The 23,249-nt window shown below is 43.1% G+C and carries 19 protein-coding genes, 1 tRNA gene and 3 rRNA genes; 3 read left to right on the forward strand and 20 right to left on the reverse strand.

Going from position 1 to position 23,249, the window contains the following annotated elements; all coding sequences use genetic code 11:
• Positions 1-61 precede the first annotated feature (61 nt).
• The 16 genes from YH65_RS10400 to YH65_RS11510 all read right to left on the reverse strand — a co-directional run bounded on the left by YH65_RS10400 (position 62) and on the right by YH65_RS11510 (position 12,888).
• A complete protein-coding gene (locus YH65_RS10400) occupies positions 62-493 on the reverse strand; it encodes an MOSC domain-containing protein (RefSeq protein WP_046551814.1) in 432 nt (143 codons plus the stop codon).
• A 14-nt stretch (positions 494-507) separates the two neighbouring features.
• Positions 508-948 carry a thioredoxin family protein gene (locus tag YH65_RS10405; RefSeq protein ID WP_154806497.1) on the reverse strand — a complete coding sequence of 147 codons (441 nt, stop codon included), beginning with the start codon at positions 946-948 and terminating at the stop codon, positions 508-510.
• Positions 949-953: 5 nt separating this feature from the next.
• Entirely contained in the window at positions 954-2,078 is a 1,125-nt protein-coding gene (locus YH65_RS10410) for an MBL fold metallo-hydrolase (RefSeq protein ID WP_046551816.1), read from the reverse strand.
• Positions 2,079-2,087: 9 nt separating this feature from the next.
• The gene (soxZ, locus tag YH65_RS10415) at positions 2,088-2,390 is read right to left on the reverse strand and encodes a thiosulfate oxidation carrier complex protein SoxZ (RefSeq protein ID WP_046551817.1); all 303 of its coding nucleotides are present in this window, start codon (positions 2,388-2,390) and stop codon (positions 2,088-2,090) included.
• Positions 2,391-2,469: 79 nt separating this feature from the next.
• Positions 2,470-2,928 (reverse strand): thiosulfate oxidation carrier protein SoxY, encoded by a 459-nt coding sequence (gene soxY, locus YH65_RS10420; protein WP_041672614.1) that lies wholly within the window; start codon positions 2,926-2,928, stop codon positions 2,470-2,472.
• Between the two features lie 93 nt (positions 2,929-3,021).
• Positions 3,022-4,194: a c-type cytochrome gene (locus YH65_RS10425; protein WP_046551818.1), complete on the reverse strand. Its 1,173-nt coding sequence runs from the start codon at positions 4,192-4,194 to the stop codon at positions 3,022-3,024.
• Positions 4,175-5,491 carry a sulfite dehydrogenase gene (gene soxC, locus YH65_RS10430; protein WP_046551819.1) on the reverse strand — a complete coding sequence of 439 codons (1,317 nt, stop codon included), beginning with the start codon at positions 5,489-5,491 and terminating at the stop codon, positions 4,175-4,177. Before soxC ends, YH65_RS10425 begins: the two co-directional genes overlap by 20 nt.
• Before the next feature lie 26 nt (positions 5,492-5,517).
• A complete protein-coding gene (locus YH65_RS10435) occupies positions 5,518-5,937 on the reverse strand; it encodes a hypothetical protein (RefSeq protein WP_046551820.1) in 420 nt (139 codons plus the stop codon).
• A 23-nt stretch (positions 5,938-5,960) separates the two neighbouring features.
• A complete protein-coding gene (locus YH65_RS10440; protein WP_046551821.1) occupies positions 5,961-7,436 on the reverse strand; it encodes an NAD(P)/FAD-dependent oxidoreductase in 1,476 nt (491 codons plus the stop codon).
• Positions 7,437-7,445: 9 nt separating this feature from the next.
• Positions 7,446-7,817, reverse strand: a complete 372-nt coding sequence (locus YH65_RS10445; RefSeq protein ID WP_046551822.1) for a c-type cytochrome — start codon at positions 7,815-7,817, stop codon at positions 7,446-7,448.
• Positions 7,818-8,011: 194 nt separating this feature from the next.
• Positions 8,012-8,602 (reverse strand): DUF302 domain-containing protein, encoded by a 591-nt coding sequence (locus tag YH65_RS10450; RefSeq protein WP_046551823.1) that lies wholly within the window; start codon positions 8,600-8,602, stop codon positions 8,012-8,014.
• Positions 8,603-8,878: 276 nt separating this feature from the next.
• Positions 8,879-10,312 carry a DUF3373 family protein gene (locus YH65_RS10455; RefSeq protein WP_046551824.1) on the reverse strand — a complete coding sequence of 478 codons (1,434 nt, stop codon included), beginning with the start codon at positions 10,310-10,312 and terminating at the stop codon, positions 8,879-8,881.
• Between the two features lie 229 nt (positions 10,313-10,541).
• A complete protein-coding gene (locus YH65_RS10460; protein ID WP_046551825.1) occupies positions 10,542-11,648 on the reverse strand; it encodes a deoxyguanosinetriphosphate triphosphohydrolase in 1,107 nt (368 codons plus the stop codon).
• Positions 11,649-11,940: 292 nt separating this feature from the next.
• Positions 11,941-12,297, reverse strand: a complete 357-nt coding sequence (gene rplT / locus YH65_RS10465; protein WP_046551826.1) for a 50S ribosomal protein L20 — start codon at positions 12,295-12,297, stop codon at positions 11,941-11,943.
• 110 nt (positions 12,298-12,407) lie between these two features.
• The gene (gene rpmI / locus YH65_RS10470; RefSeq protein WP_046551827.1) at positions 12,408-12,599 is read right to left on the reverse strand and encodes a 50S ribosomal protein L35; all 192 of its coding nucleotides are present in this window, start codon (positions 12,597-12,599) and stop codon (positions 12,408-12,410) included.
• 127 nt (positions 12,600-12,726) lie between these two features.
• Positions 12,727-12,888 carry a hypothetical protein gene (locus YH65_RS11510; RefSeq protein ID WP_154806498.1) on the reverse strand — a complete coding sequence of 54 codons (162 nt, stop codon included), beginning with the start codon at positions 12,886-12,888 and terminating at the stop codon, positions 12,727-12,729.
• A gap of 55 nt (positions 12,889-12,943) precedes the next feature.
• On the opposite strand from YH65_RS11510, the gene YH65_RS10475 reads away from it, so the two are divergent.
• The gene (locus YH65_RS10475; RefSeq protein ID WP_046551828.1) at positions 12,944-15,874 is read left to right on the forward strand and encodes a MutS-related protein; all 2,931 of its coding nucleotides are present in this window, start codon (positions 12,944-12,946) and stop codon (positions 15,872-15,874) included.
• Between the two features lie 93 nt (positions 15,875-15,967).
• On the opposite strand, the gene rrf is transcribed toward YH65_RS10475, so the two are convergent.
• From rrf to YH65_RS10495, 4 genes are all read right to left on the reverse strand, one after another.
• Positions 15,968-16,083, reverse strand: a 5S ribosomal RNA gene (rrf, locus tag YH65_RS10480).
• 166 nt (positions 16,084-16,249) lie between these two features.
• Positions 16,250-19,128: ribosomal RNA gene (locus YH65_RS10485) — 23S ribosomal RNA — on the reverse strand.
• 341 nt (positions 19,129-19,469) lie between these two features.
• A tRNA-Ile gene (locus tag YH65_RS10490) sits at positions 19,470-19,546 on the reverse strand.
• Positions 19,547-19,675: 129 nt separating this feature from the next.
• Positions 19,676-21,186: ribosomal RNA gene (locus YH65_RS10495) — 16S ribosomal RNA — on the reverse strand.
• Together the 16S, 23S and 5S rRNA genes with 1 tRNA gene alongside form the textbook arrangement of a ribosomal RNA operon.
• Positions 21,187-21,556: 370 nt before the next feature.
• On the opposite strand from YH65_RS10495, the gene YH65_RS10500 reads away from it, so the two are divergent.
• Together YH65_RS10500 and YH65_RS11350 are read left to right on the forward strand one after the other, a co-directional pair.
• Positions 21,557-22,390 (forward strand): FAD-dependent thymidylate synthase, encoded by an 834-nt coding sequence (locus tag YH65_RS10500; protein WP_046551829.1) that lies wholly within the window; start codon positions 21,557-21,559, stop codon positions 22,388-22,390.
• A 163-nt stretch (positions 22,391-22,553) separates the two neighbouring features.
• Positions 22,554-23,138, forward strand: coding sequence for a porin family protein (locus YH65_RS11350; protein WP_052746183.1), 585 nt, complete (start codon positions 22,554-22,556; stop codon positions 23,136-23,138).
• Positions 23,139-23,249 lie beyond the last annotated feature (111 nt).

A 23,249-nucleotide genomic window follows, 5' to 3' on the forward strand; every position in this document is an offset into this window, starting at 1 on the left:
TTTTATAGGGAAATGTGTGTCTTTCTCAGCATGAAGCATACTGTTGCATTGTGGCATAGGGTCAATCTAAAAGATAGATATCGTCGCCCGTTCTGATCTTTCCGGGTTCTGTCACCTTGGCAAAAATGCCTCTGTCATTTTTAAGGAGTTTCGGCAATTTTGCATCTACCTGCGAAAGGCCTTTACATAGTGTACAGTGCTGGCTGATCTCCAAAACAGCATCGCCGATCTGAAGTCTTGATCCGCCCGGAAGATGGTACGGATTATAATCCATGAGAATATTTTCACCCAATACACCATGAGGCAGCTCAATATCGTGCTTTTTCGCAAGTACATAGCTGTACATCGAAGTAAGCAGGACGGACCTCTGTATGTTTTGGTTGTAGTGTTTGTCTTTCACGATGCCTTTGGTATCCAGGAGCATCTCATCAGCAGCGCTGCGACCATCGACAGAGGAATAAAATAATGAATGAATATTACCGACTTTAGTCATTTTATTTACTTTCATTACTCTACATCATTATAGGCTTTGGTGCTCACCAAATGTAAAGTATCAAGGAATTTAGCTTCATCCCTGTAGCCTACTTCATCATATACAAGTTCTCCATTCTGATCAAAGAATAGACAACTTGGATACATGGGGTATCCTATCTCTTTTGCAAACTTAAGCTTGCTGACTTTTAAACCGTCAAAAGATACAATGCCTTCATCACGAACATTGATATCTACAAAAATAAAATCTTTTTTTATCTCTGCTTCTACCTTTTCATCATCAAAAGTGAACTCTTGCATCTTGAGGCAGTAGTTACATCCTGTGATGTGCAAAAAAACCAATATATGTTTATTGGTTTTTTTTGCATCATGTACAATCTGATCAAGATCGATGTCATTGGCAAACGCTATGCCGATAACAGTCAGGAGCATAAAAACAAGTCGTTTAAACTGCACTTCTTTTACGCTTCCTCGTCTTTCTCTTGATCGTCACCACCGCCATCACTCTTTTCAGCACTGTAGTCGATCAGATCATCTTCATCGAACATTTCCAGCTCTTCATAAGATCTAAATACGTTTCCTGGACTAAGTATCCAGTACAGGTCTTTGTCTTTGAATTCCGGTAAAGTCACCTCTTTGGTAATAAGATCGGCAACGACACCCTCTTCCATTTTTGCAAGGACTCTGTCTTTGAGCAATGCGAAGTATTGTACGGACTCATCTGCCGCCGATTTGTCAGTGATAAACCCATGTCCCGGAACCAAGTGTTCCCATTCTCTGGCTCTGATCGCATTAATCGCATTGATCTGTCCGACAACAATACCGTCTCTATTCGAAGTTACCCTACCGTTCATAACAACATCAGCAGCCAATACTACTTTGTCATCCGGCAAATAGAGGAACCAGTCATCTTCAGAGTGGGCATAACCGACTCTTACATATTCCATATTCACACCGGAAATAGTGAACTTGCTAGTCTCTTCAAATGTTTTATCCACTTTTGCAAGCACGGTACCTCTGATTGCATTCTGGTAAAGTGCCTTGATCATTCTGGTTTGCATACCGGGATAATCTTTCCCATCAACATGTCTCGGACCGTAATAGTCCTCATTGATCAATGGCGTACCATAGATCGTAGCACCGAATACTTCTTTATAGAAGTTGTTACCCAACCAGTGGTCATCATGCTCATGGCTGATAATAACTGTTTTCACAGGCATATCAGCGATTTTTTTCATCTCAGCATACGCTTGTTTTGCAAAGATATATGACGGGCCTGAATCCCAAGCGATCCACTGGTCATCACCTTTGATATAACAACTGTTTGACATGTATCCGGCATTATCTTTTGTCGGCATTTCGAGCGCACCGAAGAAACACCATACACGTTCACTTACCTGTACCGGCTTTAAGTTGTAGTTCCAGTCGGGACCGCCACCCGTATGTGGTTTGACCCACTCATGAACAATGAAGTTACCATCAGCATCCAGATGGCTCGGGTGTTCGACTTTTATACTTTTATTACCAATAAAGGGTATTGCCGCAGCAAATGCCACTATTATTAATATAGCTAATAGACTTTTCATAAGTGTCCCTTATTTTATTTTCTTCTTACCTATCTTTGTTTTACCATTATTATCTGTAACTTCAAATACCAGTTCATCACCTTTTTTCGCTCCCGTAAACGAGAATTTTATCAATGGATTCTCCGACATAAATCCACTTGTGTCAGCTTCAAAGACAACTTTACCATTTGCCTTTCCTACAATACGCTTAATATACTGAACGTCAATTTTCTTTTTCTCAGCCTCTTCTTTGTCAGCCATAAGACTTTTAAACATTGCTTTTACTTGAACAACGCCATTTTTCTCTTTTGCTTTGATTTTCATTTTACCCATTTTGTATCCTTTTTTTAAATTTTTATGTATATCTTTTTTTACTCAATTCATTTCTCAGTCTACTGCGATAGAGGTTGAATCAACCACCACATCCACCGATAGATACATCGATCTCTTTTCCAGTTGTATAGAGTTTTCCATCTCTTGTTTTTGCTACGATTGTAACCAGTGCAGTTTGTCTCATTTTAATTCTGAATGAGTAATCTACTTTTTGACCTTCCGGCACAGAGAATACTACTGATAGAGATCTGGGGTTTGCATCTTGGAAAAGTGCGATCGTTTCAATGTCCAGGTCACTTTTAAGTGTAATAGGAATCGATCCACCGTTTTCTGCCAGTTTTGGCGCTACAAATTTGATCTTGTCTGTTTTTTCCAGTGGAGCATCCCCAAACAATGCTTTGATTGCATCTGTAGATTTCGCTGCTTCCCAGGCTTTTGGTTTAGTCTCTCTAAAGTTTATAGCATGTAGTTTTGCCATTGGTGTTAACATTACTGCTGCTGCTGCAAGTCCCAAGCCTAAAAATTTTCTTCTTTCCATTGTGTTTCCTTTAATTTGAATTTGGATTGCAGGAGGAGTCACCTCCGCTTGCAATATTTTATTGTTTTATTGTGAAGTAAAAGTGAATTTCACTTATTTACTTGCACCCGCCATATACTCAACGATCTCTTTGATGTCTGCATCACTAAGGTCCATATTTCCACCTTTTGGAGGCATGGCACCTGTACCTTTGATCGCATTTGCAAGTACTTTATCCATACCTTTTTCCATGACTTTCTTCCAGGCATCGGCGTCACCTACCTTAGGTGCACCCATGGTATCAGTACCGTGGCAAAGCTTACAGGAAGCCTCATACAGTTTCTGACCTTTAGAAGCACCCTGGCCTTTTGGCTCCGGCGGAAGATCTTTGGCATAAGCGTACGGAGGTACAACGTCTTTCATCTCATACTTGATCTTCATTACCTTCGGAGGAAGTCCTTTTTCACCAGGTCCTGAACTTGGATCTTTACAGTCTTTCATACATCTTTTACCCATTCCGATATTTTTGGCACGGTCAGCAAAGAATGCTTTGACATTTGCAGGGCCTTTTGGTCCATCGATATCAGGGTAGAAACCATCTTTGTTAGGGAGAACGACTTTCATCAGTTTCTCTCTGTTAAGAACATAATCATCATCCAACTCTTCCCCGTCTATCTTTATCTCATTTTGCGCAAGAATATAGGCAGTGATCGCATATACTTCATCATCAGTCAAAGATTTTGGATGTGCATACGGCATTGCATCTCTGATATATGTGAACAATGTAGTGGCATATGGCCAGTAGGTACCCACTGTTCTTTTTGGTGCATCCATACCCGGCTTGATTCTCTGGTTTTTAAGCGTTTTGACAATACCGTTTTCATCTTTGTCCTGATTACCTCCGGTTAATTGAGGGTAACCCTTTCCTCCGCCACCAAACTCACCGTGACACACGGCACACTGTGCTTCGAAAAGTTCATCTCCAAGCTCAACGGAGCCTTCACCTTCAGGCAAACCTTTACCGTCTGGTCGTGCGTCGACATCCCATGCTTTGATCTCGTTCGCTGTAGGTGTTCGGCCATACCATATACCTTTGGTACTCTGTGTGTTGTATCTATATGCTGTGTAAACACCGTTTTTTCTCGGATAGATCACACCACCGTCGATCGCGCCCGGTTTTGATTCATAGACACCCGGCATACATTGAGTGGCAGCTGCAACAGCAAATGTTGAGCTCATCATCAATGTCATACCGAGGGTCACTAATTTACGATCTAACTTGAACATTGCTTACCTCCCCTTTTTCATTTACTGCCCATGTGATGATTGCGTTCCTGTGGTAAACACATTCGACACCCACTACACCTTTTTCCTGGTTGACTGTCGGCTGAACATCGCCTGAGTCATCGTAAGAACGGCTTTGCAGTAACAATGGCTTGCCTTCATACTTGTACATATATGAGAATCTGGTCCAACATTTTGGAAGGACCAAGCCTTTTAACTGTGCTTCAACCCAGTTCTTTCCACCGTCAAAACTGATATCTACACCCTTAATGGTTCCATAACCGCTCCATGCCAAACCTTCGATCTCGACAAGATCACCTTTTTTAAGGTCTGTCCAGTCTTTTTCAGGAGCAGGAGAAGTAATGATCGAGTTCGTCTCAAGTGCATAGAAATGCTGTATCGCTTTTCCGCTTGCTGTCAACGCCGTATACTTTGAAGTCTCCTCTTTTGCATGCCATGGCTCATCACCAAACTCAAGTCTCTTCAACCACTTGACACACAGGTTGGCTTCCCAGCCCGGTGCGAACAGACGCACAGGATAACCCTGCTCATCACGAAGTGCCTCACCGTTTTGTGCGTAAGCGATGATGACATCATCAAGTACTTTTTCAACCGGCAGTGTTCTACTCATCTCCGAACCGTCGGAACCTTCAGCAAGCATCCACTTCGCTTCAGGCTTGAGTCCGATCTCATCGAGGATCGTTTTAAGACGTACACCGGTCCATTGTGCACAGGACATCATTCCTTTGACAAACTGGGCCGTACCGAACTGAGGCCCCTTCCACTCGGCGGCGGAGTTTGAAGGACACTCGAGGAAATAGATAAAGCTTTCGCTTGGATATCGCTTAAGCTGATCAAGTGTAAGCACAATAGGCTTCTCTACAAGACCGTGTATCATCAGTCTCCACTTGTTTGGATCTACATGTGCAACACCATTGTGTGTACGTGTAAAGTGTAGCCCGTTTGGAACAATAATACCTTTCAGTTCTGCGATCGGCGTCATTGAAATGGCCGCGTGCATATCTCCGGCTGAAGACATGAGCGCTGATGTTCTTCTGACAACATTATGCTCATACTTTGACGGTACACCATAAGGGTTTTTGTTGCACTCGTCTCCAAGTGTAGTACCCCACTTTACATGATGAACGATATTCGGATCATCTTTTGTGCTTGCTTCACTTGCCAAAACTGCGCTTGGTGCAGCAACAGCGGTTGCAGCAACAGCACCGGCAGAAGCCGTTTTCTTAAAAAAATCACGTCTGCTGACAGATGCTATTTTTTCTTCTGTTTTTTTATTCAATTTTTCTCCTTTATATTTTGATTGTATCAACCCAGCTCAAGAATAAGCTCTTTCCTTCTTGTTGATAAATGTTCCAGAATCTCTTCTCCAACATCTTCTCTGTCTTGCCATTCCGACTCTTCATGAATATTGAAAAGTTTTTTAAAATACTCATAATGGCTGTCGCCACTTGTGACTTTAAAAAAATAAAATCTCCTGTAGCTCACACCGTTGATATCGCTAATGGCAATTTTTTTATTCTCACTATCTTGATACACCTCCTCTTTAATATATTTTAAAAAAAAGTCGGATTTTTTCAGCCAGCTGTAGAGAAGCAGATCTGAAGACTTCACTACTTCATAGGTCTTTGCCGCCTCATCATCCAACTCTATCTGGTAAATGGTTTCGTCCAACTCAAAACTGTCCAGTTCATCATCGTACGTGACAAGTTCAAAACTCAACTGCATACGAAAAATCCTTCTACCATGTGTTATGCTCTACCCGAAAGCATTCCATACATAGTCATCGGTTTCAGTAAATAAATTTTCATCAACCACCACATCCATCTCTCAACCGTCGGGTCAAGCGGGAATGAAGGTGTCGGTTTTACTGTCCAGTCAAACTCTGCAAGCATGACCGTACCGATATCGGTGATCAATGGACAAACCGTATAGCCTGCATACTTGGCTTCAGGTTTTTTACCGTTCATAACTGAAATAAGGTTATCTACAAGCACTTTGTATTGCTTTCTTGCAGATCCGCCTGTTTTACCCATCGGTACCTGAGCAATATCGCCGATAGCAAATACATTCTCATATCTGATATGCTGAAGTGTCTCTTTGTTTACAGGTACCCAGCCTTTGGCAGAACCCAGATCTGATTCCGCGATCTCTCTTGGAGCGATCTGCGGTGGCACTACATGCAGGAAGTCATAAGGTACTCTTCTTTTTTCATGCTTTGGAATAACCTCGAAATCTTTCAGAACAGGATCCCATGGACCTTTTTCCTGCCATTTAGCATCAAATACAGCCTCTTTTTTCTCTTTGTCTACCTCTATAAGATTATGTCTGTAGTGCCACTTGAATTTTTCCCTTTTAAACTGTCCGAGGATGGCATCATGATACTCAGGCACACCGAACATCGCTCCACCGTTTGGATAGAATGTAAGTTCTGCATTCTCTCTTGCGCCTGCCTCTTTCAGCCTTGCATTGGTCAAATACATGATCTTCTTTGGGGCACCACCACATTTGATCGGTGTATTGGGATGCGTGAAAACAAAGTTTGTCTTTTTGCCGGATTTGGCCTGTGCGATGTACTTTTGCATCTGCTCCCAGGTTTTGGTTGCACCTTTGGCCGTATAGATCGAACAGATACCGTCATCACCAAGCGCTTTAAGAAGTCTCTCGTTGTCACCGGCAGAGTATGCACGACCTGCTTCCTCCAGTCCTCTGATTCTCTCAAAGTCAAGCTGCAGACCCATTGCAATGATAAGGTAGTCGTACGAGACAACTGTTCCTTTGTCTGTAGTCAACTGATTCTTTTGAGGATTAAAGAGTATACCTTTCTCCTTGATCACTTTTACACCGTCCGGCAGAAAATCATCTCTTTTAAAGGCAATATCGTCTTCATCCCAAATTCCGCCACCGACAAGTGTCTGGCCCGGCTGGTATGATACTGAGAGTTCCTGAGGTTCGATCACTGTAATATCAGGATTGTCAAGGTGAAGTGTCAGTCTTGCCGCGGTACTCATACCTGAAAGTCCTCCACCGAGGATGACTATCTTGCCTTTAGCATCAGTTTTCTCTATCTTCTTTTCTTCTTCAGCATGCGCACCTGTAGCACCGCCCATAAAAAGGCCGGCACCGGAAAGACCTGCCATTTTCATCGCATCTCTTCTGCTCATACCGTGAGCTGACAAGTCTTTATCCATCTTCGATAACATTTTTTCAATATACTTATTATCCATATCTATCCTTTACTTTAAACCGTTGACATATTTGGCAACAGCATCGATCTCTTCCCAGGAAAGGTCTTGCGTTGCACTTTTCATTACCGCACCATAGCCGTACTTGTTAGGGAACTGGTAATCTTTTGCTTTTATACCGCCTCTGTACTCTTTCAGCATTTTGGCCAGTACAGCTGTATCCATTCCGGCAATTGGAGCATAGGATGCTCTTGCTATCCCCGTAAAGCTTGTCTGCTTACCATCTTTTCCATGGCAGATCGCACACTCTTTTGCATAAATTTTATCGGCCTGAGGCGGTAACAGCAAACCAGATTTGTAGGGCGCTTCAGCAGCCACAAGACCAACACCAGCCAATAGCATAGAAAAAACTACTCTTTTCATTTTCAACCTTATTTTAAATTTTTTATTTTCACTATTTGAAAATAAATTTTCGTTGCCAAGTATAATATTTTTTCTCTTAATTGTAAAGTCAATTTATTAAAAACTACAATTTAGTTAAAAAATATTTCATTTAGTAACTTTAATGTTTTACATAAGAAACTATAATAATATAAAGTATTTTATACTTATAGAATCTAAAAATCACCTTTCGCACCGAGATCCATCATTTTATACATAGTATCTCTTACATGTTCTGCCTTCGTCATCATTTCAGGAGGCAGCGTGTGCCCGCCAAAAAGCATAAGCTCCATCGCCATGGTAATCAGCCATCTATCACCCTTGTCATCTTCTACGATAAGGATTCTACATGGCATAAAAGCACCGAATGCCAAAGAATAATCAATAAACTGTTTTGCAATACTCGGACTGCAGTAGTGCAAGATTCTGATGTACCTGTTGCCTTTACCATCTTTGATCGACTTATCAGACATATGGGAATCACCGACCTGGACCATGTTCGCATCGGTTGCGATACTCCTCATAGCTTCTACAACATCTTCGGTAGAAACATCCGGGTCGATCTTCACCCTTCTGACCATAGCATCTGTAGCCCTACCTGTTGTAAGTACTTTGTCGAACATGTTCATATAAGCACCTATTGCTTTAGGGTCAAGCTTTGAAGCTTTTTCCATCTTATCGCCCAAGTCAAACTTTACATATGCAACAATTGCGCCAATGATAACTATGCCACCTATGACTGCCAAGAAACTCTTCAAAAATTTCATTCTTTCCCTTTCAATTTCATTATTGCATAGTTATATTAATTGAATATTACTTTGCAATAATCGTATTTAATATGATTCCATAATCAATACATATTATTATAACTGAACTTCTTTTAATTGTATTATATAATAATAGTTATAGAGAAAAATAGAGAGAGAAAATATTTTTTCATGATTTTATATCAATCAAATAGATTATAGTAATAAAAATATATGAGATATAGTCAGGCTATACGGAAGAGGAGCAACAAAGGGCAAGCCCTTTGTTACATAATTTTAGAATCTGTATCTGAGATACGCTCTGAAGTCCTGTGCCTTATCAGCAACCATGTCACCCATACCGTACATAACTGCTTGATCCATAGTTAATGGATTTCCTGAAGAGCTACCAAAGAAACCATTACTTCCGCTGTAATCGTAATCAATAGCTACGTATCTTGCCTGGAAGCTCATTGCTTCATTGATCTGGTATGTATAGTTCACTTCCCATGCATCACCACGTGCAGCAAGCTTCGAACCGATCATTGTGTCTTCTGCATAAGTGAATGGTCTCCAGTGTTCTGAACCGTGATTGAACTCCAGTCCAAGTGTACCATACTCAGAACCCTCACCTACTGGAAGGTAGGCACCAACCCACCAGGAAGTTCCTGTTTCATTGTCCATAGACCCCAGCATTCCTGGAGCATTGATTGTACCGCCCATTCCATTAGGAACAGTAACAGTATTTCCATTCGGACGTGTTTTGCTCCATGCCAATGAAGCAAATACTTTTGCATCAGCAAAATAACCATCTTCCGTGATACCGTCTACCAGAACAGAGATCGCAGCACCGTCCATATCACCTACTTGACTCATAGTACCATTCCAGTTTCCAAATCCGTCAAGATTAATATCAGGAAGGTCAAAAGCTCTATACCAAGTTGTTTTTACAATGAACTGACCGTCATTGTATGGCTCAAAGATGAATCCGCCCAGTTTGATGTCTTCCATACCGTTCATTTCAACATCTGCATTTGGTGTTGATGTACCGATAAGTGGAACGGCATTCGTAGAACCATATCCAAGACATACCTTGAATGACATACCCGGCACACCCGTAACGTTTGAAAGATCAAGTTTTGAACTCAATCCGTCAAATTCAACATTGATCACGTGAGCAAGCGGTGACTGTGCCGCATCGTCCTGACTCAAGTTTGCCAAAAAACCATTAGTAGAAGGTCTTCTACCGATAGAGAATGTCCAAGGAATGTCTGCTCCGAATGCTTTGTCTCCAAGGTACAACCAGTATGCCTGTCTTACATGCAACGTGTTGTCACGAAGTGCTTCATTGCTTGTCCAGTCAAAAGAATCAAATGGACGAAGCATAGGATTGTCAAAACTTGCACCGAATGCCTTGTTCATAGAAAGCTGACCTTTAAATACATTATGTGTATCCGGTGCATACGCCATGTTCAGCCAAAGTCTCATGCTGAGCAGTGAGTCATTACCATATGAATTCCCACTAGCCATATCATAGTTGATATTGTCATACGCTGTTCTGAAGTCTACACCCCATTTAATGTTGTCGTTTGCTGACTGAGCGTTGATCTTCCCTGTTTTAGCTTTGAGTTGATCGATCTGTTTCTGAAGATTTGCGATATCGTCTGCAGTTGAGGCGAATGCAAAAGTAGTTGCAGCCGCTACAAGCGACATAGTTACCATTTTTTTCATGTTTACTCCTGTGATTTTTTATGTTTGTCCAAAAAACATGCAAATACAGTTTAAACAATTAACCTTAAGTCTTACCTTAAATTAACAAAAAATTAATAGAAATTCAAATTAATTAATATGTAGTTATCAATCTCATAAGAATTACAAGGGTATTCTTGCGCTAATATAAGCCAAACTACGGATTTGGATAAGTAAATAGAAAATGAATGCTTTTAGTGTTAAAAAACCGTCACTGCAGTGTCAATCCATACAACTCATGATAGGTTTTCATGGCGTACCTATCCGTCATATCGGCGATATGGTCTGCGATCACCCGTTCTTTGGTACGGACATCCAGCAAAGCTTTCTGATGGGGAGGCAAAAGGTCCTGGTCTTCCCTGAATGCTTTGTAGAGGCCTTTGATACACTGTTTGCCCGCATGCATCTTTCGTACGATCTTCTCATGCCGGTAGAGTTTGGTCAGCAACAGTTTTTTCAGTCGCTTCAGCTGGCTTGCCTTTTCTTTGGAAAAGCCTATAGGCAGCTTCTGTGTCGCTTCGAGCGTTGCGCAGATAGGCATCTCCTCCCGGTATGTTTCTGCACCTACTTTTGAATGGACAATAAAATCTTCCACCAACAGTTTGATGAGCCCCGCTACAAAACGGTGACGGTAGAGCGGTTCACCTCTTGCAACACCCTCTTCCTGTACCATGGCATCCACACTCAGGCACAGTTCATCCTGCAAAAGCTCCTCAAAAGAGATAAGTCCATATTTGACACCATCATCAATATCATGCGAAGTATAGGCGATCTCATCGGCATGGTCCACGACCATCGCTTCAAGAGAGGGATGTTTGTCAAGAGCAAAACGTGCATCCAGCCCTTCCAGGAAAGGTTTTTTGTAAGGGTATGAATGTTTCAGCACCCCTTCGAGCGTAGCAAAGGTCAGATTGAGCCCATCAAATTCCTTGTAACGCTTCTCCAGTTTTGTCAACACCCGGAATGACTGGAAATTATGCTCAAAACCAAGTACCCTGCCATCCTCTTTCAACAGTCTGTCCAGTTCATCTCCGCCTACATGCCCAAAAGGGGTATGTCCCAGGTCATGTGAAAGTGCGATCACTTCGGAAAGTGTCTCGTTCAGCCCAAGCATCCGTGAAAGTGTCCTTGCAATCTGGCTGACCTCCAAAGAATGTGTCAACCGTGTACGAAAATAATCGCCTTCATGGTTCAAAAAAACCTGTGTCTTGTACTCAAGCCTGCGAAATGAGCTGCAGTGCAATACCCTGTCCCTGTCTCTTGCAAAAGGTTCCCTGAAATCTTCCCGGAATGTATGAAATCGCTGAGTTGGCTGCATGAAATACCTTTTGTAGGTTCTTTATTTGCTATTGTAACTAAAATCATCTCAAAATTGTTTTTTTAACTTCTGCCTACATGGCTACGCTTTGCTCCGACCATTTCGGTTCCGAAACTATAAATGACAAGCAGTTATCATTTACTTAACGTTTCTCATCTAAAAAAAATGATGAGAGAAACAATGCCTCGATTAAAATAATTGGAAGTTTGGTAAACAAATAAAAATAGGGATTTAGGTATATAAAAGGAAGAGATGGGGAGCAAAAGCTCCCTCAAAAGATAGTCAAGATGACTTATTTGGCCAGTGCCGCCTTGGAAGCATCTGCAATTTTTGCGAAACTTTCAGGTGCATTCATTGCCATATCGGCAAGAATCTTTCTGTCAAGCTCGATATTTGCAAGCTTGAGACCGTGCATGAATCTAGAATAGTTCAAGTCATTGAGTCTTGCTGCCGCATTGATACGAACGATCCAGAGTTTTCTGAAATCTCTTTTCTTCTGTCTTCTATCTCTGTAAGCATATACGAGTGAACGCTCGAGTTGTTCTTTCGCTTTTCTGAAATGTTTTCTTCTACCGCTGTAGAACCCTCTTGCCTGTTTTAATAGTCTTTTGTGACGTCTGTGTCTTACAACACCAGTTTTTACTCTCATGGTTTTCCTTTACCTTATCTTTTTAGAATCTTAAGAATCGGTGTCAAACATTCTCTCTGTTTGAACTTGCCCCTGATCGGGGGAAATAATACTGACTAACTAAGAATATCTTAGTTGATCATCTCTTTGATGTTTTTGGCATCTACTTTATCGACATGTTTGGAACTTCTCATTTGTCTATGGTGTTTACCATCGACTTTTGTAAGAATGTGACTTCTATATGCAGTCCCTCTTTTGATCTTGCCGCTTTTTTTCACTTTAAAACGCTTAACAGCGCCTTTTACGCTTTTCATTTTTGGCATATGCTTACTCCCTATAGAATTTTTCATGTTCGACAGACTAAACGTTTATCGACATAAAATGGGACGATATTATACCCAAATTATCTGAAAGGTTTATTAGGACACTCCCCGGTGAAGCAGTTCACCTTTATTTAACACTTTCGCCTTCACGGCTCCACTTTGTTCCGACCGTTCCGGTTCCGAAGCTACAAACATGAAGCAGTTCATGTTTGCTTAACGCGTTTGCCTTCGTGGCTACACTTCGTTCCGACCACTCCGGTTCCGGCGCTATAAAGATGAAGCAGTTCACCTTTATTTAACGCGCCTCATGATAAAATCTATACTATTAAATCAGAGGGCGATCCGTGGATAAAGCAGCAGAGATACTTTCCCAGAAGAACAAGCTTCTAACAGAAGTTTATTTCGATCTGCAGCGCTATTTTGAAGAAAAATACGGCAAAGACGCCCTCGTCCTCATGGAAATCGGTACTTTCTTTGAAACCTACGAGGTAAATAATGACGACCTGAAAATAGGCAAGGCAAAAGAGATCGCCGAACTACTGAACATCCAGCTGACACGAAAAAGCAAAGCCATTCTGGAGAATTCCATTTCCAATCCCCTGCTTGCTGGAGTACCCACCGTTTCGCTCGACCGCTACTTAGCACGGCTCATCGCTAGCAAGAAATACACCATTATCGTCGTAAAACAGAAAGGGGAGATGCCCAACGTAAAGCGCTATGTAGCAAACATCATCTCTCCGGGTACTAACTTCGAGTACCTTTCCGAACCCAGCGAGAACAATATCGTCTCACTCATAATCGATGAAAACGCCGGTATCTACTCAGTAGGGTATGCCGCTATCGACGTGAGTACTGGTAAGACTATCTGTAATGAAACCCACTCGACACGTGATGACAAGACCTATGCACTCGATGAAGCCTTTAATCTGTTACAGACCTACAGTACATCCGAAGTCATCATCACCCTGGAAAGCAAAGAGATAGACAAAGAGTGGATCATCCACTATCTTGAACTCTCATCCCTACACTACAGTATTAACATAAAACGATTCAGGATCGCTTTCCAGAATGAACTCTTTACCCGAATCTTCGAGATCAACTCTTTTCTCTCCGCTATCGAATATCTGGACCTTGAGCGTCATCCCTACACGACAGAGTCTCTGGCTATTCTCATAGACTTCATCATCGAGCATGACGAAAGCATTATCGAGAAGATGAACCGGCCGCAATTTCTTGGCAACAGCCGATACATGTACATCGGAAACAATGCCATGGAACAGCTCTCCGTCATTTCAAGGGATCCTGCCGACATCACACTGCTCGACCTCATAGACAAAACTTCCACAGCTTTCGGAAAACGCCTGCTTAAAGAGAGATTGCTCAATCCCATATGCGACAGGGAACTGCTTGAAGAGCGTTATGACCTGACAGAGAAACTTCTCCCGAACATTGACCGTTTTGAGACCCATCTCAAACAGATATATGACCTTGAGCGCATAGCGCGACGGATCAAACTACGCAAACTCCATCCGGTGGAACTTACCTACATTGCCATGTCCCTAGAGTCCATACTGAACCTGCTTGAAGATGCGCAGGAGAATGCACTCGAAATAGACAACAGACTGCTAGATGAAAGTAGGGAGATGCTTACGGTACTTGAAGAAACCTTTAAACTGAACATCTGTGCACGCTTCCGCATTGAACAGATCAATGACAACATCTTTAAAAACGGTGTCTACCCGGCTATTGACACTATTGTCAAAGAGCAGCAGAATGAAGTCAACAAGATGGACAGAGTTGCCGAGCATGTTGAAGCCCTGTTCAACAAAGACAAACTCTTTAGCGGCAATACAAAATATGCAACAGTGAGCTATCTGGAAAGCGAAGGGTACTACCTCAATCTGACAAAAAACCGCTTTACACTGATAGAAAAAGAGTTAAAGAACTCATTTGTCACCATTGACAACCAGCACCACTTCTTCAAGGATTTTCACTACAAGTATCTCAAGAACACCGTAAAGGTTCAGGCACCGCTTTTTGAAGAGATCACCCGTTCCTATGAGACAGCACAGGTCAAACTGGTCTCACTCGTCAAGCAGCGATACATTGAAAGCCTCGATATGCTGGAAAATCGTTTTTCTTTGCTTCTTGACAAACTCATTGCCTTCATTGCCAATATCGATGTGGCTATCTCAAATGCCAAATGCAGCCGAAGCATGAACCTCTCCCGTCCGATCATAGAAGAAGGGAATTTCTATGAAGCGATCGGCCTGCGCCATCCCATCATAGAAGCCAATGACGAGAGAGGCATCTATGTACCCAATGATATTTTCCTGGGAGAAAACAACAATACGGCACACAATCATATTACTCTCAATGCCAGCAACGGTGAAGATGTCTACGGTATGCTTCTCTACGGCATAAACTCTTCAGGGAAATCCTCTCTGATGAAAAGTATCGGTCTATCGGTCGTACTTGCACAGGCCGGATTCTTTGTTCCGGCAGTAGAGCTTCGTTTCGGTCTTTACAATAAGCTATTCACACGGATCGTCTCCAAAGACAATCTTTACAAAGGACTCTCTACCTTTGCCATTGAAATGCTTGAACTGAAGAACATCTTCAATAGAGCAGATGAGCATTCATTGGTCCTTGGAGATGAGATAAGCCAGGGGACAGAGACAGAATCTGCCCTTGCCATCGTCTCAAGTGCCATACTCAAACTGATCTCTCTGAGATCAACTTTCATTTTTGCTACACATTTGCATCAGCTGGGCAACATACCGCAACTGCAGAAGCTCAATCATCTCATCTTCCTGCATCTTGACATCAGATATGACGAAGACAAGGATACACTCATTTACAACAGAGTACTGCAGCTTGGGCAGGGGGACAGTCTTTACGGCCTGGAATTTGCCAAGTCTCTGCATATGGACAAGGGCTTCCTGCAAACAGCCCAAAGCATCAGAGAAAACCTGAACCATTCAGACAGCGATATCAAAAAACTGCGAAAACAAAAAAGCAGCAAATATAACAAAGCGCTTTATCTCAGTAAATGCGCATTGTGCGATGCCAATGTCGAAGATGTCCATCATATAGCTGAACAGAAAGAGGCAAATCAAGACGGACAGATAGACCACTTCCACAAGAACCATAAATACAACCTCATACCACTCTGCAAAAAACACCACAACCTCGTCCATGAAGGAAAGATCATCATCTCAGGTTTCGTGATGACGTCGGACGGATTGAAGTTGCATTATGAGGTAAAAGAATAAAGTAGTTAATGGGATAAAAATATGGTTATAGTAAGAAGTAACAAACAATAATAAAACAAATGATTAAAAAGAGTAGAAGTCATAGATAACTCAAAGTGGCAGCGACCTACATTCCCACAGACGTAGCCTGCAGTATTATCGGCGATGGGAGGCTTGACTTCCAGGTTCGGAATGGAGCTGGGTATGACCCTCCCTCTAGCCCCACCACTAAGAGAAGTAAATACACTGATTTGTGTACTTAATTCTCTTTGCTTATGGAAAGCTTGAGAAGCTTAGTATTGTTAAGAGCCTATCGAATGTTGTTTTTGGTAATTACAACTTTAAGAAATACATCTTGTAAGTTTGCACTTAGCAAGGTAGTACCTATTGAAGAATAAAGTAAATACAAACGATCTATTAGTACTGGTCAGCTAAATGACTTTCATCACTTACACACCCAGCCTATCAACGCAGTAGTCTTCTGCGGATCTTCAGGGATGATTCATCTTGGAGTTGGCTTCCCGCTTAGATGCTTTCAGCGGTTATCACATCCGAACATAGCTACCCAGCGATGCCCTTGGCAGGACAACTGGTACACCAGTGGTTCGTTCACCCCGGTCCTCTCGTACTAGGGGCAACTCTCCTCAATCATCCAACGCCCACGGCAGATAGGGACCGAACTGTCTCACGACGTTCTGAACCCAGCTCGCGTACCGCTTTAAATGGCGAACAGCCATACCCTTGGGACCTGCTTCAGCCCCAGGATGCGATGAGCCGACATCGAGGTGCCAAACCTCCCCGTCGATGTGAGCTCTTGGGGGAGATCAGCCTGTTATCCCCGGCGTACCTTTTATCCTTTGAGCGATGGCCCTTCCACACAGAACCACCGGATCACTATGACCGACTTTCGTCTCTGCTCGACATGTACGTCTCGCAGTTAAGCTGGCTTGTACCATTATACTCTGCTGTCGATTTCCAACCGACATGAGCCAACCTTTGTAAGCCTCCGTTACTTTTTAGGAGGCGACCGCCCCAGTCAAACTACCCACCAGACATTGTCCTCCGCCGGGATAACCGGCGCAAGTTAGCAATCAGAATATATAAGGGTGGTATCTCAAGGATGGCTCCGCTGCAGCTAGCGCCACAGCATCAAAGCCTCCCACCTATCCTGCACAAATATATCCCAATTGCAGTGTCAAGCTATAGTAAAGGTGCACGGGGTCTTTCCGTCTTGCCGCGGGTAGGAGGAATTTTCACCTCCACTACAATTTCACTGGATCCCTGGTTGAGACAGCTCCCATCTCGTTACGCCATTCATGCAGGTCGGTATTTAACCGACAAGGAATTTCGCTACCTTAGGACCGTTATAGTTACGGCCGCCGTTTACTTGGGCTTCGATCAAGAGCTTCGTTCCGAAGAACTAACCCCATCAATTAACCTTCAAGCACCGGGCAGGCGTCACACCTTATACATCCTCTTGCGAGTTAGCAAAGTGCTGTGTTTTTGATAAACAGTCGGGAGGGACTCTTTGTTGCAACCTCTTTGGCTTTCGGACGCGAAGTCCTATACCAAAGGAGGCACACCTTATTCCGAAGTTACGGTGCTAGTTTGCAGAGTTCCTTAACCAGGGTTCTTCCACGCGCCTTAGAATACTCATCTCACCCACCTGTGTCGGTTTACGGTACGGGCAACTATTAATACACTTAGAGGCTTTTCTTGGCACGACGGTATCAACGATTCTGGCTTTACTCCGAAGAGCGCAGCCAGCCTGTCAGGTCTCGAAAACAGCCGGCGGATTTTCCTATCCGGCTTATCTACACCCTTCGAGCCACTATTCCATCAGTGACCTCGTTTAACCCTATGCGTCCCCCCTTCGTACTAAACTAATAGTTGGTATCGGAATATTAACCGATTTGCCATCGCCTACCCCTTTCGGACTCAGCTTAGGACCCGACTAACCCTACATTGACGAGCATCGTGTAGGAACCCTTGGGTTTACGGCGAACGGGATTCTCACCCGTTTTATCGCTACTCATGCCTGCATGCTCACTTCTAGCCGCTCCACCACTCCTTACCGGTATGGCTTCAATGCTGACTAGAACGCTCTCCTACCACTTGAACTATTGTTCAAATCTACAGCTTCGGTGTCTATTTTAGCCCCGTTATATTTTCGGCGCAGAATCGCTAGACCAGTGAGCTGTTACGCTTTCTTTAAAGGATGGCTGCTTCTAAGCCAACCTCCTGGTTGTCTAAGCAACTCCACATCCTTTTCCACTTAAATAGAACTTTGGGACCTTAGCTGGTAGTCTGGGCTGTTTCCCTTTCGACGGTGGATTTTATCACCCATCGCCTGACTGCCATGAATTCACATGAGGTATTCGGAGTTTGACTGGGTTTGGTACCTTGGTATAGGCCCTAGCCCAATCAGTGCTCTACCCCCTCATGTTTCGAACATGACGCTATACCTAAATATATTTCGGAGAGAACCAGCTATCACTAAGTTTGATTGGCCTTTCACCCCTATCCACAGGTCATCGGAGAAGTTTTAAACCTTCACCCGTTCGGTCCTCCACTAGCTCTTACACCAGCTTCAACCTGCCCATGGATAGATCACTTAGTTTCGGGTCTACAGCAACTAACTTGGCGCCCTATTCAGACTCGCTTTCGCTACGGCTTCTCGTTTGATTAACCTTGCTAGTCACCATAACTCGCAGGCTCATTATGCAAAAGGCAGTCCATCACCCTGTATAAAACATAGGGCTCTGAATGATTGTAGGCAGATGGTTTCAGGTTCTATTTCACTCCGCTTGCCGCGGTTCTTTTCACCTTTCCCTCACGGTACTGGTTCACTATCGATCCTGGAGTAGTATTTAGCCTTGGAAGGTGGTCCTCCCATTTTCAGTCAGGGTTACACGTGTCCCGACCTACTCGAATAGTCCATGGTTAGTTTTCGTTTACGGGACTTTCACCCTCTACGGTCAAGCATTCCAGCTTATTCTACTAACACCCCACAGAGTTTAGGGCTAATCCCATTTCGCTCGCCGCTACTTTGGGAATCTCGGTTGATTTCTTTTCCTGCAGGTACTGAGATGTTTCACTTCCCTGCGTTCGCTCTCCTAAGAGTGACATGACTCACGCCATGCCGGGTTGCCCCATTCGGAAACCCGGGGATCAAAGCTTCTTGGCAGCTCCCCCCGGCTTATCGCAGCCTAGTACGTCCTTCATCGCCTCTCCTGGTCTAGGCATCCACCATCTGCCCTTAGATTAATTTGACTTAATTCTAAGGTACTACCTTATTAAATGCAAAATGAACTGTTTGTGTCTTACCACTTTGGTTCGTTTTTGGTTGTTTAATAAGTTTGAAGATTCTTACATCTTCTTTTTTATTGAGTTTCTTGCACATGAAAGATATCATTATCAAAGAATAAATTCTTTTCAAACAATATGTTTATGTTAAATTGTAATTGTTCTGTAAAATTTGACTTGATCTCTTAAATAAATAATCAATCGCGTCTCGTTTTGCAACATTACGTTAGACTCTTAACAATAATAAGTTAAATAACTTTTAGACAAATGTCTAATTCAAATTTTCCAAGGAAAACTTGCATTAAACATATGGTGGGCGTACCAGGACTTGAACCTGGGACCTCACCCTTATCAGGGGTGCACTCTAACCAGCTGAGCTATACGCCCATATGCATTGTTTAAAGAACCAAATGATCTTTATCAACCAAACATAAGCTACTGAACAAACAGTGCAAACAAACCATCGTCTTATCGATTGTGATGATACTCTGTGAGGAAATATCATCTATACTCTTGAAAGGAGGTGATCCAACCGCAGGTTCTCCTACGGTTACCTTGTTACGACTTCACCCCAGTCGCTGATCCCACCGTGGAGGGTAGCCAGTTTAGCTTCCCCGCTTCGGGTGAAATCAACTCCCATGGTGTGACGGGCGGTGAGTACAAGACCCGGGAACGTATTCACCGTAGCATAGCTGATCTACGATTACTAGTGATTCCAGCTTCATGTAGTCGAGTTGCAGACTACAATCCGAACTGAGAACAGGTTTATAGATTTGCTCCACCTCGCGGTATCGCGTCTCATTGTCCTGCCCATTGTAGCACGTGTGTTGCCCTAGCCGTAAGGGCCATGATGACTTGACGTCGTCCTCACCTTCCTCCTCCTTGCGAAGGCAGTCTCACTAGAGTCCTCGGCCGAACCGTTAGTAACTAGTGACGAGGGTTGCGCTCGTTGCGGGACTTAACCCAACATCTCACGACACGAGCTGACGACAGCCGTGCAGCACCTGTTTTCGAGCTCCCGAAGGCACTCCCGTATCTCTACAGGATTCTCTCAATGTCAAGGCTAGGTAAGGTTCTTCGCGTATCTTCGAATTAAACCACATGCTCCACCACTTGTGCGGGTCCCCGTCTATTCCTTTGAGTTTTAATCTTGCGACCGTACTCCCCAGGCGGAATGTTTAATGCGTTAGCTGCATCACCGAAGACACTAGGCCTCCGACGACTAACATTCATCGTTTAGGGCGTGGACTACCAGGGTATCTAATCCTGTTTGCTCCCCACGCTTTCGCGCCTCAGCGTCAGTACTGTTCCAGAAGATCGCCTTCGCTTTTGGTATTCCTAGTTATCTCTACGGATTTTACCCCTACACAACTAATTCCATCTTCCCCTCCCAGACTCTAGCCTAATAGTTTTGGATGCAGTTCTATGGTTGAGCCATAGGCTTTCACATCCAACTTAAAAGGCCGCCTGCGCGCGCTTTACGCCCAGTGATTCCGAGTAACGCTTGCACCCTCCGTATTACCGCGGCTGCTGGCACGGAGTTAGCCGGTGCTTATTCATATGGTACCGTCATTATCTTCCCATATAAAAGGAGTTTACACACCGAAATGCGTCATCCTCCACGCGGCGTTGCTGCATCAGAGTTTCCTCCATTGTGCAATATTCCCCACTGCTGCCTCCCGTAGGAGTCTGGACCGTGTCTCAGTTCCAGTGTGGCTGATCATCCTCTCAGACCAGCTAGGCGTCATTGGCTTGGTAGGCTCTTACCCCACCAACTACCTGATACCATATAATCTTATCCCTTGGCGAAAAAACGTTTCCCAACTATGATTAACATAGAAGGAGTATGAGGTATTAATCACCGTTTCCAGTGGCTATCCCTCTCCAAGGGGCAAATTAACTATACATTACTCACCCGTCCGCCACTTAGCTGACACTCTAGCAAGCTAGAGCCGTTCTCGTTCGACTTGCATGTGTTAAGCACGCCGCCAGCGTTCACTCTGAGCCAGGATCAAACTCTCCATTAAAAATAGAATGGTTTGAACCATTGTCAGAATCACTTAAGTTATTTCTACTTAAGTTAATTCATATCACTTTTTTGTTAAAAAGTGCAAAAATTAAATCTCAAATAGACGTTGATTTGTTTACTTATATTTGGTTGTCAAAGATCACTCAATAACACTCTTTCTAGCAACTCGCTAGCTCTCCATGTGTTGTTGGACGCGTATTATAGCACCGAATCCCTTCCTTGTCAAGGGTTTTTGCGAAATATTTGTGTTTTTTTTTGTTTTTTTTCTTTGCTTACATTATATATAACAATAGAGCACAATATTTTTTTAAAGATACAAACTATATTTCGCTATAATCTTTTCAAGAAATTATGGATCGGGAGAGAAGATGTATCAGTTGGCGTATGAGAAACCGAAGGTGACCTTATTGCAGGAGTCCGGTCTCGGGGTTGCGGAAATAGCGGCAAGGACCTGTTATGACAGTTTTGAGAACTCGGAGAACGCGTCTGTCAAACATGCCATGGAACATCTTGACAGAGATGCCGTCAACAGCATAGACGACTCCGACCTGCTGAAGAACCTTGCCTGGGTGCATCACCATCACTCCATCATAGAGCATGCTACACTGAGTTACCTCATTCAGGGAACATCAAGAGGGGTACTTCAGGAGCATGCAAGGCACAGGCTGCAGGCCATCTCTGTTCGCAGTACACGCTACACGATGTCTTCCATCATCAATGCATTCGTCGCTTCGATCGAGAACGAGGACCCTTTTGCTTTCTTTTTGGAAAAACTACTTGCACTCAAACTCTTTGTCATCAGCGATGAGGAGTACCTTACCATAGAGATCCGTACCATCTTCGACAAGCTGATGTTCCAGTACGAAAGAGATGATGCATTCATAGACTCTGCCGTTGCTAAATCCTCCTTGCATTATATTAAGGATTATGAGGGAGATGCAAAGAAGCTTTTTGAGCTGCTGCAAAAGGGCAAGAAAAAACGAAATGTCGGAGACAAGTTCAAGCACATTGTCTCGGACAACTGGAAGGTCGATATGGTGGTCACTTTCAATATACGCAGTCTCAAGAACTACTTTGACCTGAGAGATTCGGGTGCAGCATGGTTCCAGATACAGTGGCTTGCACAGGCAATGAAGGAGGTCACACCAATCAAATACCTCAAGCTGATCGATAAAGAGTATCGGAATATAGTTGATCGCTAATTCTCTTTTAGAATGTATCGTATTCTTATGGATACCTTAACAAATATGATAAAATTAATAGAAAAATAATGAAATTGTTATTATTTTGTTAAAAGACTTGACATTCGTTAATATAAAGAGATATAATTTTATTGTAACTAAAAAATATTCTAAAGGAATAAAAATGAAAAAGTTAAATCTTTCTTTGGCAGCAATTTTTGCAATAGGTACATTCGCAGTAGCGGGTGGGGATATCGCTCCGGTAGAGCCAGTAGTTGAAGCACCGGTAGTTGAGTCAACCGGCAACTTCTATATTGGTGGTGCCTATGGATATGGTGACATGGATGTCTCAGATGCAGGATACAGTCATGATGAAAACTTTGACTCCTTTATGTTGCAGGCAGGATACAAGTTTAATCCATATATCGCCGTAGAGGGTAGATACTGGTGGACCAGTGGGAACGACTGGGATAATTCGGGTGAAGACTTTTCCGCAGACTCATGGGGTATCTATGTAAAACCAATGTACCCTGTTACCAATGAGCTTGACATCTATGCATTGCTCGGATACGGCGATACCGATCCGGAAATCGGTGGTTCAGGACCAGATTACGATACAGACGGTTTCCAGTGGGGACTTGGTGCTTCGTATGACGTGACAGAAAATGTAGCGGTATTTGTTGATTATGTAAGCCTGTATGATGATACAAATGATGGTGAAGATCTTACCATTGATACTGTCAACTTTGGTGTAACTTACAACTTCTAAGAAACACCTTTTTTACCAAGCTTTCGGGCTTGGTATTTTTTTCTTCCATTTTTTTCTGCAGATCTTCCATCTTTTATTTAATCTATTTGACTATAATACTTGCTATTCAGA

Origin of the sequence: Sulfurovum lithotrophicum (assembly GCF_000987835.1) — a bacterium.
GTDB classification, from domain to species: domain Bacteria; phylum Campylobacterota; class Campylobacteria; order Campylobacterales; family Sulfurovaceae; genus Sulfurovum; species Sulfurovum lithotrophicum.